The following is a 14,760-nucleotide window of genomic DNA, read 5'->3' as shown; positions in this document are numbered from 1 at the left end:
AAAACTGATCAGGATAAGACGGCGTAGCCAGCCTCCTCGATGGCCCGGCGAACCATCTCCGGAGGTACGACACCGGTGACCGTGACGGTGGAAACACCACCAGTAGCGAGATCAACCTGGACGTCGTCGACCTGGGGAAGAGCCTGAAGGGCCTGGATCACGCTTTTCGCGCAGTGCCCGCAGGTCAGACCGGTGACCTGGTAGCTAGGGGAGGACCCTCCTGCTGACGAGTCGTTGGCGGCAGGGATGGAGGCGGTGCCGGTACGTGAGGCAGGCTCGCAACAGCTGCAGCCGTGGGAGGCCATCGGCAAGAGGCGGGGCGGGGAGGTGGTCGTCATGGGAAAGCTCCTACGGGTTGGCGGGATGCGACGATGCTACCCTCTAGCATATACCCCAGGGGGGTATATTTGGAAGGGGGGGGGAGGGCACGGCCCTCACGCGGGGCAGGGTACGGTCACCGAGCAGCCTCCTCACTGTCGGGAGGGGACAGCGGGAGGAGGAGGGTAAACACCGCTCCGCGACCGGGTCCGGGGGAGGTGGCGGTGAGAGTGCCGCCGTGGGCCTCGATCAATGCCTTGGAGATGGTCAGACCGATACCGGCCCCGCCGTTGTCCCGGCTACGGGCGGCATCCCCCCGGTAGAAGCGTTCGAAGATGTGTCCGAGCTGGCCAGGTGGGATGCCCTCGCCGTCATCGGCGACGTGGATGAGCGCGGTGGATGCCTCCTGTCGGTGGACGCTGATCCGGACCTGCCCGCCGGCCGGGGTGTGCCGTAGCGCGTTCGACAGGAGATTGCTCATCACCTGGCCGAAGCGTTGCCGGTCCACGAGCACCCGGGCGGTGTCCGTAATGGTCTCGACCTGTAAATCGACGCCTTTGTCAGCATAAGCTTCCCCCGCGGCAGCAGCGGCGGTATGGAGCAGATCCCCGAGCCCTTCCTCCGCCAGGTCCAAATCGATCCGGTGTTCCTGGGCCCGGGAGACATCGTCGATGTCTTCCATCAACCGGGTCAGGCGGGCGAGTTGATCAGCCATGATCGTGTGGGTGGCATTATTCCAGTCCACAACCCCGTCCTGGAGGCCATCGAGGTAGACCTTGAGCACCGATAAGGGGGTGCCCATTTCGTGGGCTAGATCAGAGAGCATCTGGCGGCGGACCTGTTCGGTGCGTTCCAGCCGGTCGGCCATGGTGTTGAAGGCATGCGCCAGGGTGGTGACCTCGGGGCCTGCTTCTCCGGCGGGCACGTGGATACGGTAGTTGCCGGCCGTCAGGCTGGTAGCGGCGCGGGTGAGATTCTGCAGGGGGGTGCGCAGGCGACGCGACAACCACAGGCTGGCCAGCAGGGCGCTGATCAAGGCGGTGGGCAGGGCGACGGCCAGGGTGATCAGGCTGGCGTCCCGGTAGGCCTGCTCGGCATGGAGCAGCTCCAGCGAGGGGTCCTCCTGGTCGGTCATCAACATATGATCATGGAACAGGGTCGGGCCCACCATCGTGGCCACGGCCGCAGCCACCAGCAGGCTAATCACCACGACCAACACCTGGGCGGCCAGGAAGCGGAAGGTCAGGCCGGGTCCGTGATTCATGGCTGCCCCACCCGGTAGCCCACGCCACGCACGGTGTCGATAAACCCCCGGCCCCGGGTGTCGGTGCCGAGCTTGCGACGCAAGTTGCCGATGTGGACATCGACGATGCGTTCATCACCGACCCAGGTGGTGTCCCAGACCTCGGTGACCAGGTCGTGGCGGGTCAGCACCTGGCCGGGGCGCAGAGCCAGGGCAACCAGCAGCTCGAACTCCGTGCGGGTGAGCTCCACGGTCGTCTCCCCCACCCGCACCTGATGGGCGACGGGGTCAAGGATGAGGTCACCAACGATCAAGGGGGTGGTCACCTGCGGTGGGGTGGTGCTGGTGCGCGGGCGGCGCAGCACCGCATGCACCCGGGTCACCAGTTCTCGGATGCTAAAAGGTTTGGTGATGTAGTCATCCGCCCCCAGGGTCAAACCGCTGATCTTGTCGTCCTCGCTGCCACGCGCGGTGAGCATGAGGATGTAGCAGTCCGAGAAGGTGCGAATCCGTCGGCACACCTCCAGGCCGTCGAGTTCGGGTAGCCCCAGATCCAGCACCACAACATCGGGGGAAAAGCGACGGGCCTCGTCCACGGCCTGGGTGCCGGTGTGAGCCTGGCGGGTATCGAAGCCGGCCCGGATGAGGTAGGAGGCCACCATCTGAGCCAGGGGTTGTTCATCATCGACGACCAGCACCCGCCCCGGGGGCGTGGCGGTGGTCGGTGTGTAGTCAGCCATAGACCCCAGTATCGCTCCGGCCAGGGGGGAATACCACCCTCGCTCAGTGCCCGGCGGGGAAATCTTCATCAAATCTTCAAACATCACCCTTCGACCGCCGTCACCCCTGTGCCCCACCCCGGGCCGGCGGCATCGCCTCCACTGGCCGGTTCAGCAGGTGCCACCAGGGATTTCACTGCCTGCACCGCATATCCGGGGCGGGTAGAAGGACATCGCCCACGGCTGTGGGGTGGTGACCCAGCCCACCGAATTCACCCCCTTTTCGCCCTGTCATAGTGCTGTGAGCAGGGTTTTTGTTTTCTAGTCCGTCAGGCACCCGTGTTAGACATAAGGTATGGCATCGACCTTGAGACGGTGTCTTCTCACGGTCTTACCACGATCCAAGGAGATTGACGTGAAACGAGCAGCGATCGCAGCCGCCGCCCTTGCCCTCGCCCTCACGGGGTGTTCGGCCGCCGACCCGGAACCCACCGCCGACGGGACAGTGTCCCAGGATACATTCCTGACTACCCATGGCCTGGCCGACATGGACGCGGTGGAGATCATTGATCACCTCGACCGGCAGAAGGTCACTGAGCGTCCCACGGATCTGATCGCCTCAGTGCGTGCCGATGAACTGCTGCTCTCGAGCGATGACCAGGAAGTCGTGGTCGATCTTCCCGACAATCAGACGTATGTCTCGATCGCACCCTATCTCACCTCCACCCACGACTGCTTCTACCACAGCCTCACGACCTGCCTGGGGGAACTCAACAATGAGGATATCCAGGTCACGATCACCGATGAGGCGACCGGTGAGGTGCTGGTGGACGAGGCGACAACCACCTTCGACAATGGGTTTATTGGCTTCTGGCTTCCTGATGATACCACCGGCCTGATTGAGGTCAGCTACCAGGGGCGTACCGGCACCACGGAGTTTTCCACCACCGACGACGGTGCCACCTGTGTCACAGACCTGCGCCTGACGTGATGGCTCAGCAGGGTCCTCACCTGTACCTGTCTCCCGTATCACTGAAATCTTGCACCAAGAAAGGTTAAATCATGACAAACGCGTCTTCCCGACGACAGTTTCTGCTCGGCGGGCTCGTCCTCGCCGGCACCGGGGCCCTGACCGCCTGCACCAGCGCCCCTGGACCCGCTGCCTCGGGATCAGGTCCCTCCCTTCGCCCCATTCCCACCCCCACTGCGCTCGGTGAGCCGACGGTGCGCCGGACACTGACCGCCCGGCCCCTCTCCCTGGATATCGGCGGCATCGAAGCCAAGACATGGGGGTACGTCTCTGACACCGGGGATGCGGCCATTGAGGCCACCGCTGGCGACGTCCTCCAGGTCGATATCACCAATGAACTGCCTGAGAGTACCTCCATCCACTGGCATGGCATCGCACTCCACAACGCAGCCGACGGTGTGCCCGGCATGACTCAGAACCCCATTGAACCTGGCGAGTCTTTCTCCTATGTTTTTGAAGTCCCCCACGGTGGCACCTACTTCTACCATTCCCACACCGGCCTGCAGCTTGATCGCGGCCTCCACGCCCCACTGATTATCCGTGACCCGCAAGACGCTGAGGACCAGGACGTCGAGTGGACCATCGTGCTCGACGACTGGGTCGATGGCATTCAGGGCACTCCCGACGATGAGCTCGACAAGCTCACCGGAATGGGTTCGGGCGACCATAACGGGGGAATGGGAATGGGAGGTCACGACCAGATGATGCACGGCACCCCGGATCAGGTACTTGGCGGGGATGCCGGCGATGTGATGTATCCGCACTACCTCATCAACGGACGTATCCCCCGTGCTCACCGGACCTTCAAGGCTCGCCCGGGCGACAAGGCCCGCCTGCGGTTTATCAACTCCGGCGGTGACACCATCTTCAAGGTGGCCCTCGGTGGTCACCGCATGACCGTCACCCACACCGACGGCTTCCCTGTCCAGCCCTGGGAGACCGAATCGATCTATCTGTCCATGGGCGAGCGTGTCGACGTCGAGGTCATCCTCGGCGACGGCGTCTTCCCGCTCACGGCTTTGGCGGTGGGTAAGGACGACCGCGCCTTCGCTGTCATCCGCACCGCCGGCGGTCAGGCCCCCCGCCCCGATGTCGACTTCCCCGAGTTGTCGTCCACCGGACTGCTTCTGTCCTCCCTGAAGCCAGCAGACCGTGCACTCTTGCCCGAGGGCACACCAGACCGAGAAGTCAGCATCGACCTGGGCGGGCAGATGATGCCGTATGAATGGAGCATTCTCACCGACGGCCAATCCTCCTCCGCGACCGTGCAGGAGGGCCAGCGCCTGCGGATGGTCATGCGCAACAGGACCATGATGCCCCATCCCATGCACATCCACGGCCACACGTGGGCGCTGCCCGGCAGCGGCGGGCTACGCAAGGACACCGTCCTTCTCCGCCCGGGTGAAACCATAATCGCCGACCTGATCGCTGAGAACCCCGGTGAGTGGGCATTTCACTGCCATAACGCCTATCACATGGAAGCCGGGATGGTCAGCTCGCTTCGCTACGAGTAACCCCACAGCAGGGTTGAGTGCCCAGGTGGGCAGAGTTGCTGCAGACCGCCCACCGGGCAGCACGATGACCTTCCTCGGTGTTGTGGTCTTCCGGGATAACCAGAAAACCGTCTTCTTCCCCACCGGGTTACTGATGATCGGCATCCTGGCTGCGGCAGCTGCAGATCTGATCTCGTTCGCTTCCTCGTGCGTCGGGTGCTGTTGCAAAGTTGGGCGGAGAGCAGCGAAGACTCAGTTTCTTATTCCCTGATCACCGCTGCGTGTGGGCGTTCTCAGGCCGTCTCGAAGACCCGGTTGGCGATCACCGCGCCCGGGTTCGGTTGCCCGTAGGTAAACATCGTGCCTTGCCCTTTCCGCAATGAGTGCATCGCCTCCATCCCTTTCAACGTCCGATATGCAGATGTCCGGTTCTTAAACGCGCCTTTCGGACCGAGGATCCGCTTCAGCCGACCATGGTCGCCTTCCAGGATATTGTTGAGGTATTTCACCTGCCGGTGTTCCACTGTTGGCGGGCAGATTCCCTCTGACTTCAACTCGGCGATTGCCCTGGCTAGGGAGGGTGCTTTATCGGTGTTGATCACTCTGGGATACCCGGCTGACGCATTGGATCTGTGGGCCTCGGCCAGGAAACGCTTCGCTGCGACCGCGTTCTGCTTCGGAGAGAGGTAAAAGTCCAGGGTCTGGCCACCGGCGGTGATTGCCCGATAGAGGTAGCACCACCTGCCGCTGACCCGGATATAGGTCTCATCCACCTGCCAGGAACTGGCCTGCCAGTCAGGTACCTGCCGGCACCACCGTGTTTGCTTGTCCAGCTTAGGGCCGTATTTCTGGACCCAGCGGTAGATCGTGGTGTGATTGACCGGCATACCCCGCTCAGTCATCATTTCCTCCAGATCGCGATAGCTCACCCCGTAGCGGCAGTATCACCGCACTGCCTACAGAATGATGTCACGGGGGAAATGACGACAGGAGAAGATACCCATGGCTGTGATTATTTCACGTCGCTCTTCCTACTGCCCCAACTTTGCAACAGCACTGATTCGAGGAATCGACCTTGATGGGATCAGCCAAGGTGCGCACCCCGACCTCACGCTCCGTGGGTCGTGGGTTCGAGCCCCACAGGGCGCACGCAAAAACCCCGCCTCACTAGGTAAAACTAGCGAGGCGGGGTTCTTTATATGAGGTCGAAAAACGCCCAACCCATCACTTACCCATCACTTTCAAATCTCAACACCCGCTTGCTGAGGGTTACCGAACGCCTGCAACAGAGCCGACATATCCGGGGCGAAAACATCACGCATGATGTAGTGCTGTTCCGTTATCCGCTCGCTCGAGTGCCCCAACTGCAACGAGGCCGCAGATATGCTCTCAGAGTTCGCAATATAGGTCGCGACAGTGATATGTACTGGGTTTCGGTCACACCCACCACCCAAAAAACTAACACATCAAACAACAGCAACTAAAGCATCATCCACCACCTCCTGAGGAGCCCGATAACCAAGAGCCGAATGCAACCACTGCCGATTCCACCAACACACCCAACCCGCCGTGGCAGCCTCCAACTGAGCAACAGATTCAAAGAACCGGCCACGTACAAGCTCAGTCTTATACGCACCGTTAACCGACTCAGCCAGGGCATTATCGTATGAATCTCCAGTAGATCCTACGGACAACCGAACACCCAGCTGGACCAGCTCACGAGTGTAATCCTCAGCCACATACTGCGAGCCCCGGTCTGAGTGATGCACCACCTGCGTCAAATCAGACCCTGAACGCCTGGCTTCAAACAAAGCCTGCTTAAGAGCCATCAGCGGCATACCCTGAGTATGCATAGTCGAGGAAACGCCCCAGCCCACAATTTTCCGGCTGAACACATCAGTGATGAACGCGGTGTAGCAAAACCCTCCAGCAGTACGCACATAGGTGAAATCTGCGACCCACAGACGGTTCGGCGCATCAGCGGTAAAACGGCGGTTGACCAGATCAGGGTGGTGATCCAAGACAGTGGCAGGCCTAGTAGTCACAGGCTTACGCCCCCGATGCACACCCTGGAGACCAGCTGCACGCATCAATCGGTAGATCTGGTCCCGTCCGACTGCCCAGCCTGCTCGTCTCATCGCTTGCCACATTTTGCGCACGCCATAGACTCCGTAGTTCTCCTGGTGGATTCTGATCAGTTCAGGAATGAGGAGCTGGTCGGATAGTGATCTGGCTGAAGCGACACGGCCAATTGCGCGGTAATAACCGCTGGCCGTAATGAAGCCACCATCAAGATACTCGGATAGGACTCGGCATATGGGCTCGACCCCGAAAAGATCCTTATAAGTGTTGATGAATCGGATCATCATCGGGCCGGTCGGTCGAGCTCCGCTGCGAAAAAAGCTGAGGTGGTTTTCAAAATCTCGTTGGTCCTACGCAGTTCCGCGTTTTCTCGTTTCAGGCGTCTGATTTCGGCCGCCGCGTCACTAGTAGTACTGATTTCTTTGCCGGTGTCCAGTGCAGCAGTGTTGCACCAGCGGGCCAGGGTGTTGTGGGAAATTCCTAGCCGAGGGGCGATGTCTTTGATCGCCGCGGTTATGGATGGAGCGTCAGCGTGGTTGAGTCGGTCGCCTACGAGTCGTACTGCTCGTTCTTTGAATTCTTGGGGGTATTTGGTGGGCATGGTCTTTATTATTCCTTCCGGTGGGGTGTGGGTGGAAGGTGTGGACTGAACCCAGTACATATCAATACTGCAATCTTGTACCAGCGATAAGCTGTAGGAGCTTTACCCATGGAAAAAGGGTTTCGACTAAACCTGTAGGGAAAGTGCGGGTCATGGTCTAAAAACTCACCCAGTACGCACGTAGTTGCTGCCAGTAATTTCATCTGCGCAGATTTATCATGAACTTGGGCGCCCAACGATCATAGATCGAGATCAAAAGATGAGCGCCTGTGTGTAGATAGCGGGGAGCTTGTGTCAGGTTTTGGTTCGGGCGTTTTTCGGAGCTTGGGCAAGCGGAGAAGGGGGCATCTGAGAATTTTTTGCAGGCTGCTTTTACCCGGCTCTGTTTGGCCCAACAAACGCTTCAAACGCGTATTTTCTTTACGAAGTCGTTGTAGTTCTTTAACTTTGCTCTTCGCCATCGCCCCGTACGTTGACTGCCATTAGTCCAGCGTGGCTTCACTGATTCCCAGTTTAGTGAGAATTTGATCTGTTGTCGCCTCTGATTCCTTCAACTCCGTACTCTGTCGAGCTTGCGAACAATCTGTTCGGGAGTGTGTTTACTGAACTTTTTCGCCATTGCTCCACTCTCCCTACTCGAAGGCAGGGCATCAATGGGAAATACTTAAGTTACTTGGAACTAAAACCTAGGGCACTCCACAAGTATGTCTCTCGCACTGCCGATCAAAAACTTTGCGATAGGTCACCCAAAGGTATTGAATATCATTCCGAAGTATGTTTATCATCAATGTGTGCCATGAAGCACACTTGCATGGGAAGTCCATGTAGTTGATACGCGAAAGAGAGAAGCACGTGTCCACACTAATCAATAAGCTGCCTCCCGCAGTTTCAACTGGTTCCTCAAAGATTGTTTCCGAAGTTCAGGCATTCGAGCCTACCGCTGCTCGTTGCTCCTGCACCACAGTACCTTGTTGCTGCTGCTGCGGCGGTTAACCAACCAAAGAAGCCGCTGGGCACTTGCCATCACTGAGAGGAGCAAGTGCCCAGCGGCTTCCCTTAGGATTTCGGCGTGAAGAACCCAACTTCTGGAGGCACGTAGATTGATACTCATCGCTATCGTTGTGGCCGAGGTTTTATTCTGGATTCTGCTATTGGCCGGACTGTTGACACGATATGCATTGAAGGCTCCGCGCATCGGTGCAGCACTACTCATTGCCACTCCAATCGTCGATCTCCTGCTACTGACCCTAACTTATATCGACTTAAGCTCAGGCAAATCTTCGAATTTTATTCACGGCCTTTCTGCTTTATATATCGGATATTCAATCGCGCTAGGGCCGACAATCATCCGCGCATTGGACGTGCGATTTGCTCGCCGATTCGGCACACACGAGAACAACACCAACAGTCCAGATAACCGCACTGCGGAATCAGCAATGACAACGTGGAAACGAGCCTGCTGGGCCTCGCTGATCAGTGTTGTCCTGCTCACTATTGGTATCGCCATCACGAGTTTGCAAGGTGCATTCTGGTTGATTTATTGGATAATCGTCGCCATATTTATCGTGGTGTTGTGGTGGTTTATTGGCCCGCATCGAGAGAAAAAAGAAGAAACGCGGTAAAAGTATGAAAACGGCTAAACTTCAGAATGTATCTACGTCAGAAGAATCCTCTCCTCGACAACCTGCGGATGAATAGAGTGACCTATTCAACTAACTTGGAACCGACACAGCTGGTAGCTGACGAGGTCAAACACAGAGCTCGCCGATGGTACCGCGATCCTGAACGTGTCCCTGTTGCTCGGAACCATGACGCGGACGTGGAGCCCCGATATTCCAGTTTTGTTGCCCAGCAAATACACATGCTTGGGATGAATACTCCCCCTCGCATTATCGATGTTGGTTGTGGCGAAGGTTTGCTTGCCAGCCAATTGGAAGACTTTGAAGAATACATCGGAGTCGACCCAGATAATTCAGGCATACATACTGGTAATAGTGCGTTATCCGCGAAGGTGAAGTTTATACGTGCTGGTGTCGAAAACATCCCGCCTTCAGTTTCCCACGCTGACATTATTGTGTCCTCGTTGAATCTCGCGCTTTGGGACGATCCCATTCGTCGGTGTATTGATTTACGCAAAAGACTCAGCCTTGGTGGTCGAATACTCATCATTGACCTTCTGAGAACAGGTTCGCGTATTGAATACGCCGCAAGTAACGAGCTCAACCAATTTCTCATCGACCAGCACAACGCTTCGCTTACACCTGAGGATCTCAAAGTCCTTTGCCGAAAGGCACTACCAGGTGCCGAGATTTCAACATTTACCGATAACCGAGAAACGATCGTCCCCACAATCGACACCGCCTCGGACTACGGCAACCTATTTTTCATAAACTACCAGGAGGCATGAACGTGGCAACCACGTATCTTGGGGCTCGCAGTCATATCGCTCAAATACTGGATAAGTGTGGCATTGTCGATCCACCAGTTGTGGTTGATGCTGTCACCTTGAACCGTGAGGGATTGGTTGAGCAACTCGAGACTACTGCGAATGCAACAAAACGATTGTTGATTCGCCCAGCGGTTATTAACAAAGACATTTCCGATCGTGCTGCAGATTACCTTGCCTGGCTCGACACAATCGAGTCTAGATTGCGCCAGTTTGGGGAAACTAGAGTTCTTACCCTCCCCCGTTCAGTAGAAGACTGGGAGGAAGACATCAACAAGGCCATCGAATTCAAAGTGTTTTGTCTTGTAGAACCAGCACAATTCATAAGCCTGATCAGTCGTAAACAGAGAACTGAAATGGTGCAGGCAGCCGTTAATGCAACGGCTGCCGGAGCTAATTTTCAATCTACTGTTACGCCCTCGACAGTGCCTGCAGATTCCATCACCAAGATCTTGAGCTCCGAGTTCGATGAGAACATTAGGTCTGAGAGGGTTAAACCAGCGGACCTATACGACGTCATGGTTACTGCTGGGATGGGCGCAGAGCTCAGCAACCGTATCGTATCCGCTCAGCAACTCGCCGTGTCAGAGGTCGCAATCGATAACCCTAACGGAGAGGAAGCATTGGAAGACTTCCGAATGTACGTAAGCAGAAAGAAGTAGTGAGGAAAGATGGCTGAAACTCAGAGGTACCAAGTTAACCCAGACCTGCGGGTATCACGCGACGGCAACCAGATTGTTATAGAAGCCGCGTCAAACACATATAGTCTCTCCGATGAGGCCCTATGGCCTTTTATCTCTGAGGTGCTCTCAACCACCGAGGAGCTCGCCATTCCAGAAAACAATGACGAGTATGAGCCTAGAGACATTGAACGACTTCAAGCAGCATTTGAAATTCTTTCAGAAACTGAAGTTCTTATCCCATCTGAACGCACCCCTTGGCCGGATACAATAGTTTCATTAGCTAACAGAAGTGGACGACTCGTTCCTCTAGAAGACATTGCACACCGTTTAGAAACAGCAGAAATCCTCATCGTGGACCCGCATAGCTCCTCCACAGTGAGTACTTTGACAGCAGCAATGAGAGACTACCCCATCGCTGAACCGACAGTCGTACAACAATTACCGAAACACAGCTCAGCCGACCTGATGGTAGTCGTTGCCGCAGATGAACACGACCCACTGCTCGACGAGGCGAACAAAATTGCACTGAACTCTGATATTCGCGTTTGGACGCCACTGACACCAACCCGCAACGGCAGGTTCAGGGTTGGCCCTTGGTTCTACCCCAATCAGTCCGCCTGCTACAAATGCCTCCGACTGCGAGAGGGCAGTGTCGAACGAGAACCGGTACTTGCTGACATCCAACGAAAAGGCCAGTCAGCCATACCAAGGCATGATCGTTTCGACAGCCAGCCAGCGATGACATCAATGATGATTTCGATGCTCACCGATGCAATGCTCACCCACATAGCTCTCGACGGAGCTCAAGGCCAAGCACCGGTCGGTGGTTTCGTCGAAGTGAAATACGGGCTAGAAGGGTTTGAATTAGCCAATCACCGAGTGCTGCGTGTTCCTCGATGTCCTCAATGTTCACCTGCTTCCGGGACAGGTTATCCACAAATTTGGTTTCATGAGGAGTGAAATGGCCGCATCAGCAGAATTTTCGCGACCAGCCTACACTGAACTGACGTCTGGGAATCGCTGGTCAAGCTTAGAAGATGGAATGAAACGAGCCCGCCTACTGGTTTCCGATCGAGTGGGCATCGTCAGTCGTGTGTTCGACAAAGTACATGACATTGATGACTCATACTGCTATGCCATTGGTTCGGAAACGGCCAACGGAGAATATCTGATAGGCTCGACGAGCAATAAATTCAATGGCGGTGGTGCGATCTCAGAGACAGGCACATACCTAGCTGCCATCGGTGAATGCGTTGAACGCTACAGTGGTGCATGGGTACCGTGGGAAAGTCTTCGACGGACTAGCTACTCGGCCCTGAGTAAGGACTCAACGCCTGGCGTACACCCAGACGTGTGGAGTCCCTTTCATGCCCGCCAGTTCGAGGATACGAGTTTCGAATATCGTCCATTAACGCACGATAGGGAGCTAAACTGGTCTGCTATGCAGGACCTTTCCACCGGAAAAACGGTATGGGTGCCTTCTCAGATGCTGTATCTATATCCGACGGACCCGCATCATGAACAATCAGCTGTGGGTTACGCAACCAGTAGCGGGTTAGCCTTCCATTCTACGCCTGCGGAAGCTATTCTTGGCGGTCTTTATGAGCTGATTGAACGGGATGCGTTCATGATCGTCTGGCACTCACGGCTCACAATGCCACTCATCGACATTGAGTCGCAACCTGAGCTTTCCAAGTTCATGTGCCGCTACATTAAACCCTCAGGTGTTGATGTGTATCTGGTCGATCTCTCTAGCGTCTCGAGGATCCCGGTTGTATTGGCAGTAGCTATCAATCCACACACGGATCACGCACCCGTTGCTCTGGGTGCTGCCGCAGGCCCCACACTGCTCGCCGCTGCTAAAGACGCAGCGATCGAGTGCTTGCAGACAAGGAACTGGGTTAAAGCGGAACAGAGGGATGGAAATTCCCTTGACCCGGACCTTCGTGACATGAAAGCCTCCATCAGAGATTTCGACGATCACATTCGCTTCTATGCAAATGCGAAGGCACGCGACCGAGTGAAGTTCCTCATCTCTTCAGATGAACGAACTGATGTATCTGCTGGCGGAAGTTTCGCCGGTGACAGCCCAAATGAAGAGATCGCCACGTTAGTATCGGCTTTGAACACACAAGGGATCGATGTGTTCGCCAGAGACCTCACGAGCCCAGATGTACGCGAAGCAGGCGGTGCGGTTTTTAAGGTCTTTAGCCCGCAGCTGCAAATGCTGGATGTTGGTTTCCACCGCCGGTTCCTCGGAAGCCAACGTCTCCGAACTCGCGCCCGCGAACTCGGCGCTCGCTCTAAGGATCTCAGTTTTGAAGATTTCAACCCTCTTCCCCACCCATTCCCATAAGGAGGAAATTCTTGTCATCCGCAGCCGAAGCAAGCCACAGCGCCAACCTTCGAGAAATCGTTTACAACACTGGCGTACCGGAAGTATCCGACCCCAGCGAGGACTACTTTGAAGCGTCAAAACTGACTAGGGACGGCCTTGCCTGGGAAACACCCGGCATCCCTCTGCTGCTGCAATCGCCAGAACTTCAGAAGATGAGTGGACGAGCGTCAAGACGCTACACCTCGCGTCCCTTCACCGAACTAGGCGAACCTGAGCCGCTTCCGAGAGGTCTGGACTCATTACTTCGATCACGACGTTCATGCCCCCAATTCGGAGGAGGCAAACTGTCGCTGAACTCGATTCACCAAATCCTGCATCATTCCTACGGAGCCTATCCTGTCGATAATGGGCACCAAACACGCAGAAATGTGCCTTCAGGTGGGGCTTTATACCCGCTTGATCTTTATCTCGTGTCTCGCAACGTTGAGACCCTAGATGCAGGAGACCTTCACCACTTCGACCCTTACAGAAAGGGGCTCGCGCACATTCGAAGTAATGTTGACCTCGACTCGCTTGGCGAGGCCCTCTTGTTGCCGGAGGTAGCGCAGGACGCGTCGGCCTTCATAATAATCAGCGCTACTTTCTGGCGTAGCAGGTTTAAATACTCCCAGCGAGCTCTGCGTTTCAGCCTGATGGAATCAGGTCACGTTGCTCAGAACCTGATCACAGTGGCTACAAGCATCAACATTCAATCTCGAGTATTCGGTGGATTCATCGACAGTGAGGTGAATTCGATTCTTTCCGACCATAACGGCGTGGATGACGCAAGCCTGTACGTGGTGCTCTTAGGATCTGAGACATGACCTTTCTGTCCAAGTTCGTTCATGTGGCGTGGACATTCAAAGGACCTGAACTTCTAACTCGAGCTCGGAAACAATGGCCCAAACAGTTCCGCCCCTCCGCGGGGTGGTATCACGACATCCCAACAGCAATTATTGCTGGAATATCCCTCTGTGAAGAAGTGCTGCGATGCCACAGCCTCCCCTTACTATGGAAAGGGGGAAAGAGTTGCAGCTTGATGGCCATTGGCGCTGGTTTGGCGTGGCACAGTCTCAGCGTTTTCGTGTTAGCACGACGGGTGCCTCAGTACCATTTCCGCTCCCTGTCAAAAGTACAGCTTGCACAAACTATAACGGTCGCAGCCGCAGAAGAAATTATCTGGAGAACCGACGGCGGATATACCTCACGACTCATCGAAAGTACAGGGTTCGGCCTTACTCATCTAAGAATTGGGTCAATTCCCAGTGTAATCCATATGGGTATATTTGCGTTGATTGCGCGCTATTTCGAGCGGAGACATGGGTTGGTATACTCCGCCTTGTTCCATAGCTCCTACAACATTGCTCATGAAAGCGAATCGCATAGAGACAAGAAGTAATCGGAAACTACCAACCTTGATGTCCCATGATTAGGGATGTCACGAGGCCATGCCCAATCTAGGTTACTAATTGGGTGAATTACCCCTAGTCAGTGGCGATAAATGAACCTGAACGCCCACTGAATGAAACCTGTATTTTAGAATCCGTGGGTCGTGGGTTCGAGCCCCACAGGGCGCACATCTTATAACCCCGCTGGTTCCCTTTGTTTGTAGGGAACCAGCGGGGTTTTACTTTTCTAGAAACGGTCATTTGACAACAATTTGACAACACGAGCGCAACCAACCAGCACAAGCCACCGTGAGAATTAGACCTCCGAAAGGTTCTTTGCTACTCTCTCGGAATACAAAAAGAGCTGGCAGCCGAATTTT

At 55.9% G+C, this 14,760-nt stretch carries 14 protein-coding genes and 1 pseudogene; 9 read left to right on the top strand and 6 right to left on the bottom strand.

What is annotated here, in order from left to right:
* Window positions 1–8 precede the first annotated feature (8 nt).
* From IEV00_RS05910 to copR, 3 genes are all read right to left on the bottom strand, one after another.
* A complete protein-coding gene (locus tag IEV00_RS05910; protein WP_188359332.1) occupies window positions 9–338 on the bottom strand; it encodes a heavy-metal-associated domain-containing protein in 330 nt (109 codons plus the stop codon).
* A gap of 116 nt (window positions 339–454) precedes the next feature.
* The gene (copS, locus tag IEV00_RS05905; RefSeq protein ID WP_188359331.1) at window positions 455–1,582 is read right to left on the bottom strand and encodes a two-component system sensor histidine kinase CopS; all 1,128 of its coding nucleotides are present in this window, start codon (window positions 1,580–1,582) and stop codon (window positions 455–457) included.
* Complete coding sequence (gene copR, locus IEV00_RS05900) at window positions 1,579–2,301, bottom strand: two-component system response regulator CopR (RefSeq protein WP_143539176.1); 723 nt, start codon at window positions 2,299–2,301, stop codon at window positions 1,579–1,581. Before copR ends, copS begins: the two co-directional genes overlap by 4 nt.
* 394 nt (window positions 2,302–2,695) lie before the next feature.
* On the opposite strand from copR, the gene IEV00_RS05895 reads away from it, so the two are divergent.
* On the top strand, window positions 2,696–3,271 hold the full coding sequence (locus IEV00_RS05895) for a CueP family metal-binding protein (RefSeq protein ID WP_188359330.1): 576 nt from the start codon (window positions 2,696–2,698) through the stop codon (window positions 3,269–3,271).
* Window positions 3,272–3,342: 71 nt separating this feature from the next.
* Window positions 3,343–4,824, top strand: coding sequence for a multicopper oxidase family protein (locus IEV00_RS05890; RefSeq protein WP_188359329.1), 1,482 nt, complete (start codon window positions 3,343–3,345; stop codon window positions 4,822–4,824).
* 272 nt (window positions 4,825–5,096) lie between these two features.
* Here IEV00_RS05890 and IEV00_RS05885 read toward each other — a convergent pair.
* The 3 genes and pseudogenes from IEV00_RS05885 to IEV00_RS11255 all read right to left on the bottom strand — a co-directional run bounded on the left by IEV00_RS05885 (window position 5,097) and on the right by IEV00_RS11255 (window position 7,722).
* Window positions 5,097–5,756 (bottom strand): annotated as a pseudogene (locus IEV00_RS05885) (IS6 family transposase).
* Window positions 5,757–6,269: 513 nt separating this feature from the next.
* Window positions 6,270–7,486, bottom strand: a protein-coding gene (locus IEV00_RS05880) for an IS3 family transposase (protein WP_188359328.1) whose coding sequence is annotated in 2 segments (ribosomal slippage) — window positions 6,270–7,207 and window positions 7,207–7,486 — 1,218 coding nt in all. Because the reading frame shifts where the segments join, the coding sequence is not laid out codon by codon here.
* Window positions 7,487–7,494: 8 nt separating this feature from the next.
* Entirely contained in the window at window positions 7,495–7,722 is a 228-nt protein-coding gene (locus IEV00_RS11255) for a replication initiation protein (RefSeq protein WP_373868223.1), read from the bottom strand.
* A gap of 616 nt (window positions 7,723–8,338) precedes the next feature.
* Here IEV00_RS11255 and IEV00_RS11250 point away from each other — a divergent pair.
* The 7 genes from IEV00_RS11250 (at window position 8,339) to IEV00_RS05845 (ending at window position 13,816) form a co-directional block, all read left to right on the top strand.
* Window positions 8,339–8,479: a plantazolicin family TOMM peptide gene (locus IEV00_RS11250; RefSeq protein WP_188359327.1), complete on the top strand. Its 141-nt coding sequence runs from the start codon at window positions 8,339–8,341 to the stop codon at window positions 8,477–8,479.
* A 107-nt stretch (window positions 8,480–8,586) separates the two neighbouring features.
* A complete protein-coding gene (locus IEV00_RS05870) occupies window positions 8,587–9,108 on the top strand; it encodes a hypothetical protein (RefSeq protein WP_229723085.1) in 522 nt (173 codons plus the stop codon).
* Window positions 9,109–9,185: 77 nt separating this feature from the next.
* Window positions 9,186–9,893: a class I SAM-dependent methyltransferase gene (locus IEV00_RS05865; protein WP_188359326.1), complete on the top strand. Its 708-nt coding sequence runs from the start codon at window positions 9,186–9,188 to the stop codon at window positions 9,891–9,893.
* The gene (locus IEV00_RS05860; RefSeq protein ID WP_229723084.1) at window positions 9,890–10,594 is read left to right on the top strand and encodes a hypothetical protein; all 705 of its coding nucleotides are present in this window, start codon (window positions 9,890–9,892) and stop codon (window positions 10,592–10,594) included. The genes IEV00_RS05865 and IEV00_RS05860 overlap by 4 nt, the downstream gene beginning before the upstream one ends.
* A 9-nt stretch (window positions 10,595–10,603) precedes the next feature.
* Window positions 10,604–11,575, top strand: coding sequence for a TOMM precursor leader peptide-binding protein (locus IEV00_RS05855; protein WP_188359325.1), 972 nt, complete (start codon window positions 10,604–10,606; stop codon window positions 11,573–11,575).
* Between the two features lies 1 nt (window position 11,576).
* Window positions 11,577–12,971, top strand: coding sequence for a YcaO-like family protein (locus tag IEV00_RS05850; RefSeq protein WP_188359324.1), 1,395 nt, complete (start codon window positions 11,577–11,579; stop codon window positions 12,969–12,971).
* An 11-nt stretch (window positions 12,972–12,982) separates the two neighbouring features.
* Window positions 12,983–13,816, top strand: a complete 834-nt coding sequence (locus IEV00_RS05845; RefSeq protein ID WP_188359323.1) for a SagB/ThcOx family dehydrogenase — start codon at window positions 12,983–12,985, stop codon at window positions 13,814–13,816.
* Window positions 13,817–14,760: the final 944 nt, after the last annotated feature.

It is taken from the genome of Rothia aerolata, from assembly GCF_014635585.1.
Taxonomy (GTDB): domain Bacteria; phylum Actinomycetota; class Actinomycetes; order Actinomycetales; family Micrococcaceae; genus Rothia; species Rothia aerolata.
The sequence above is the reverse complement of the archived record's forward strand: the minus strand, read 5'-3'. Positions and strand labels throughout refer to the sequence as shown.

Excerpts from the sequence above, each read along its gene's own strand:
- copR (WP_143539176.1), bottom strand. The coding sequence starts at position 2,301 with ATGGCTGACTACACACCGACCACCGCCACGCCCCCGGGGCGGGTGCTG.
- IEV00_RS05860 (WP_229723084.1), top strand. The coding sequence starts at position 9,890 with ATGAACGTGGCAACCACGTATCTTGGGGCTCGCAGTCATATCGCTCAA.
- IEV00_RS05850 (WP_188359324.1), top strand. The coding sequence starts at position 11,577 with ATGGCCGCATCAGCAGAATTTTCGCGACCAGCCTACACTGAACTGACG.
- IEV00_RS05855 (WP_188359325.1), top strand. The coding sequence starts at position 10,604 with ATGGCTGAAACTCAGAGGTACCAAGTTAACCCAGACCTGCGGGTATCA.
- copS (WP_188359331.1), bottom strand. The coding sequence starts at position 1,582 with ATGAATCACGGACCCGGCCTGACCTTCCGCTTCCTGGCCGCCCAGGTG.
- IEV00_RS05910 (WP_188359332.1), bottom strand. The coding sequence starts at position 338 with ATGACGACCACCTCCCCGCCCCGCCTCTTGCCGATGGCCTCCCACGGC.
- IEV00_RS05890 (WP_188359329.1), top strand. The coding sequence starts at position 3,343 with ATGACAAACGCGTCTTCCCGACGACAGTTTCTGCTCGGCGGGCTCGTC.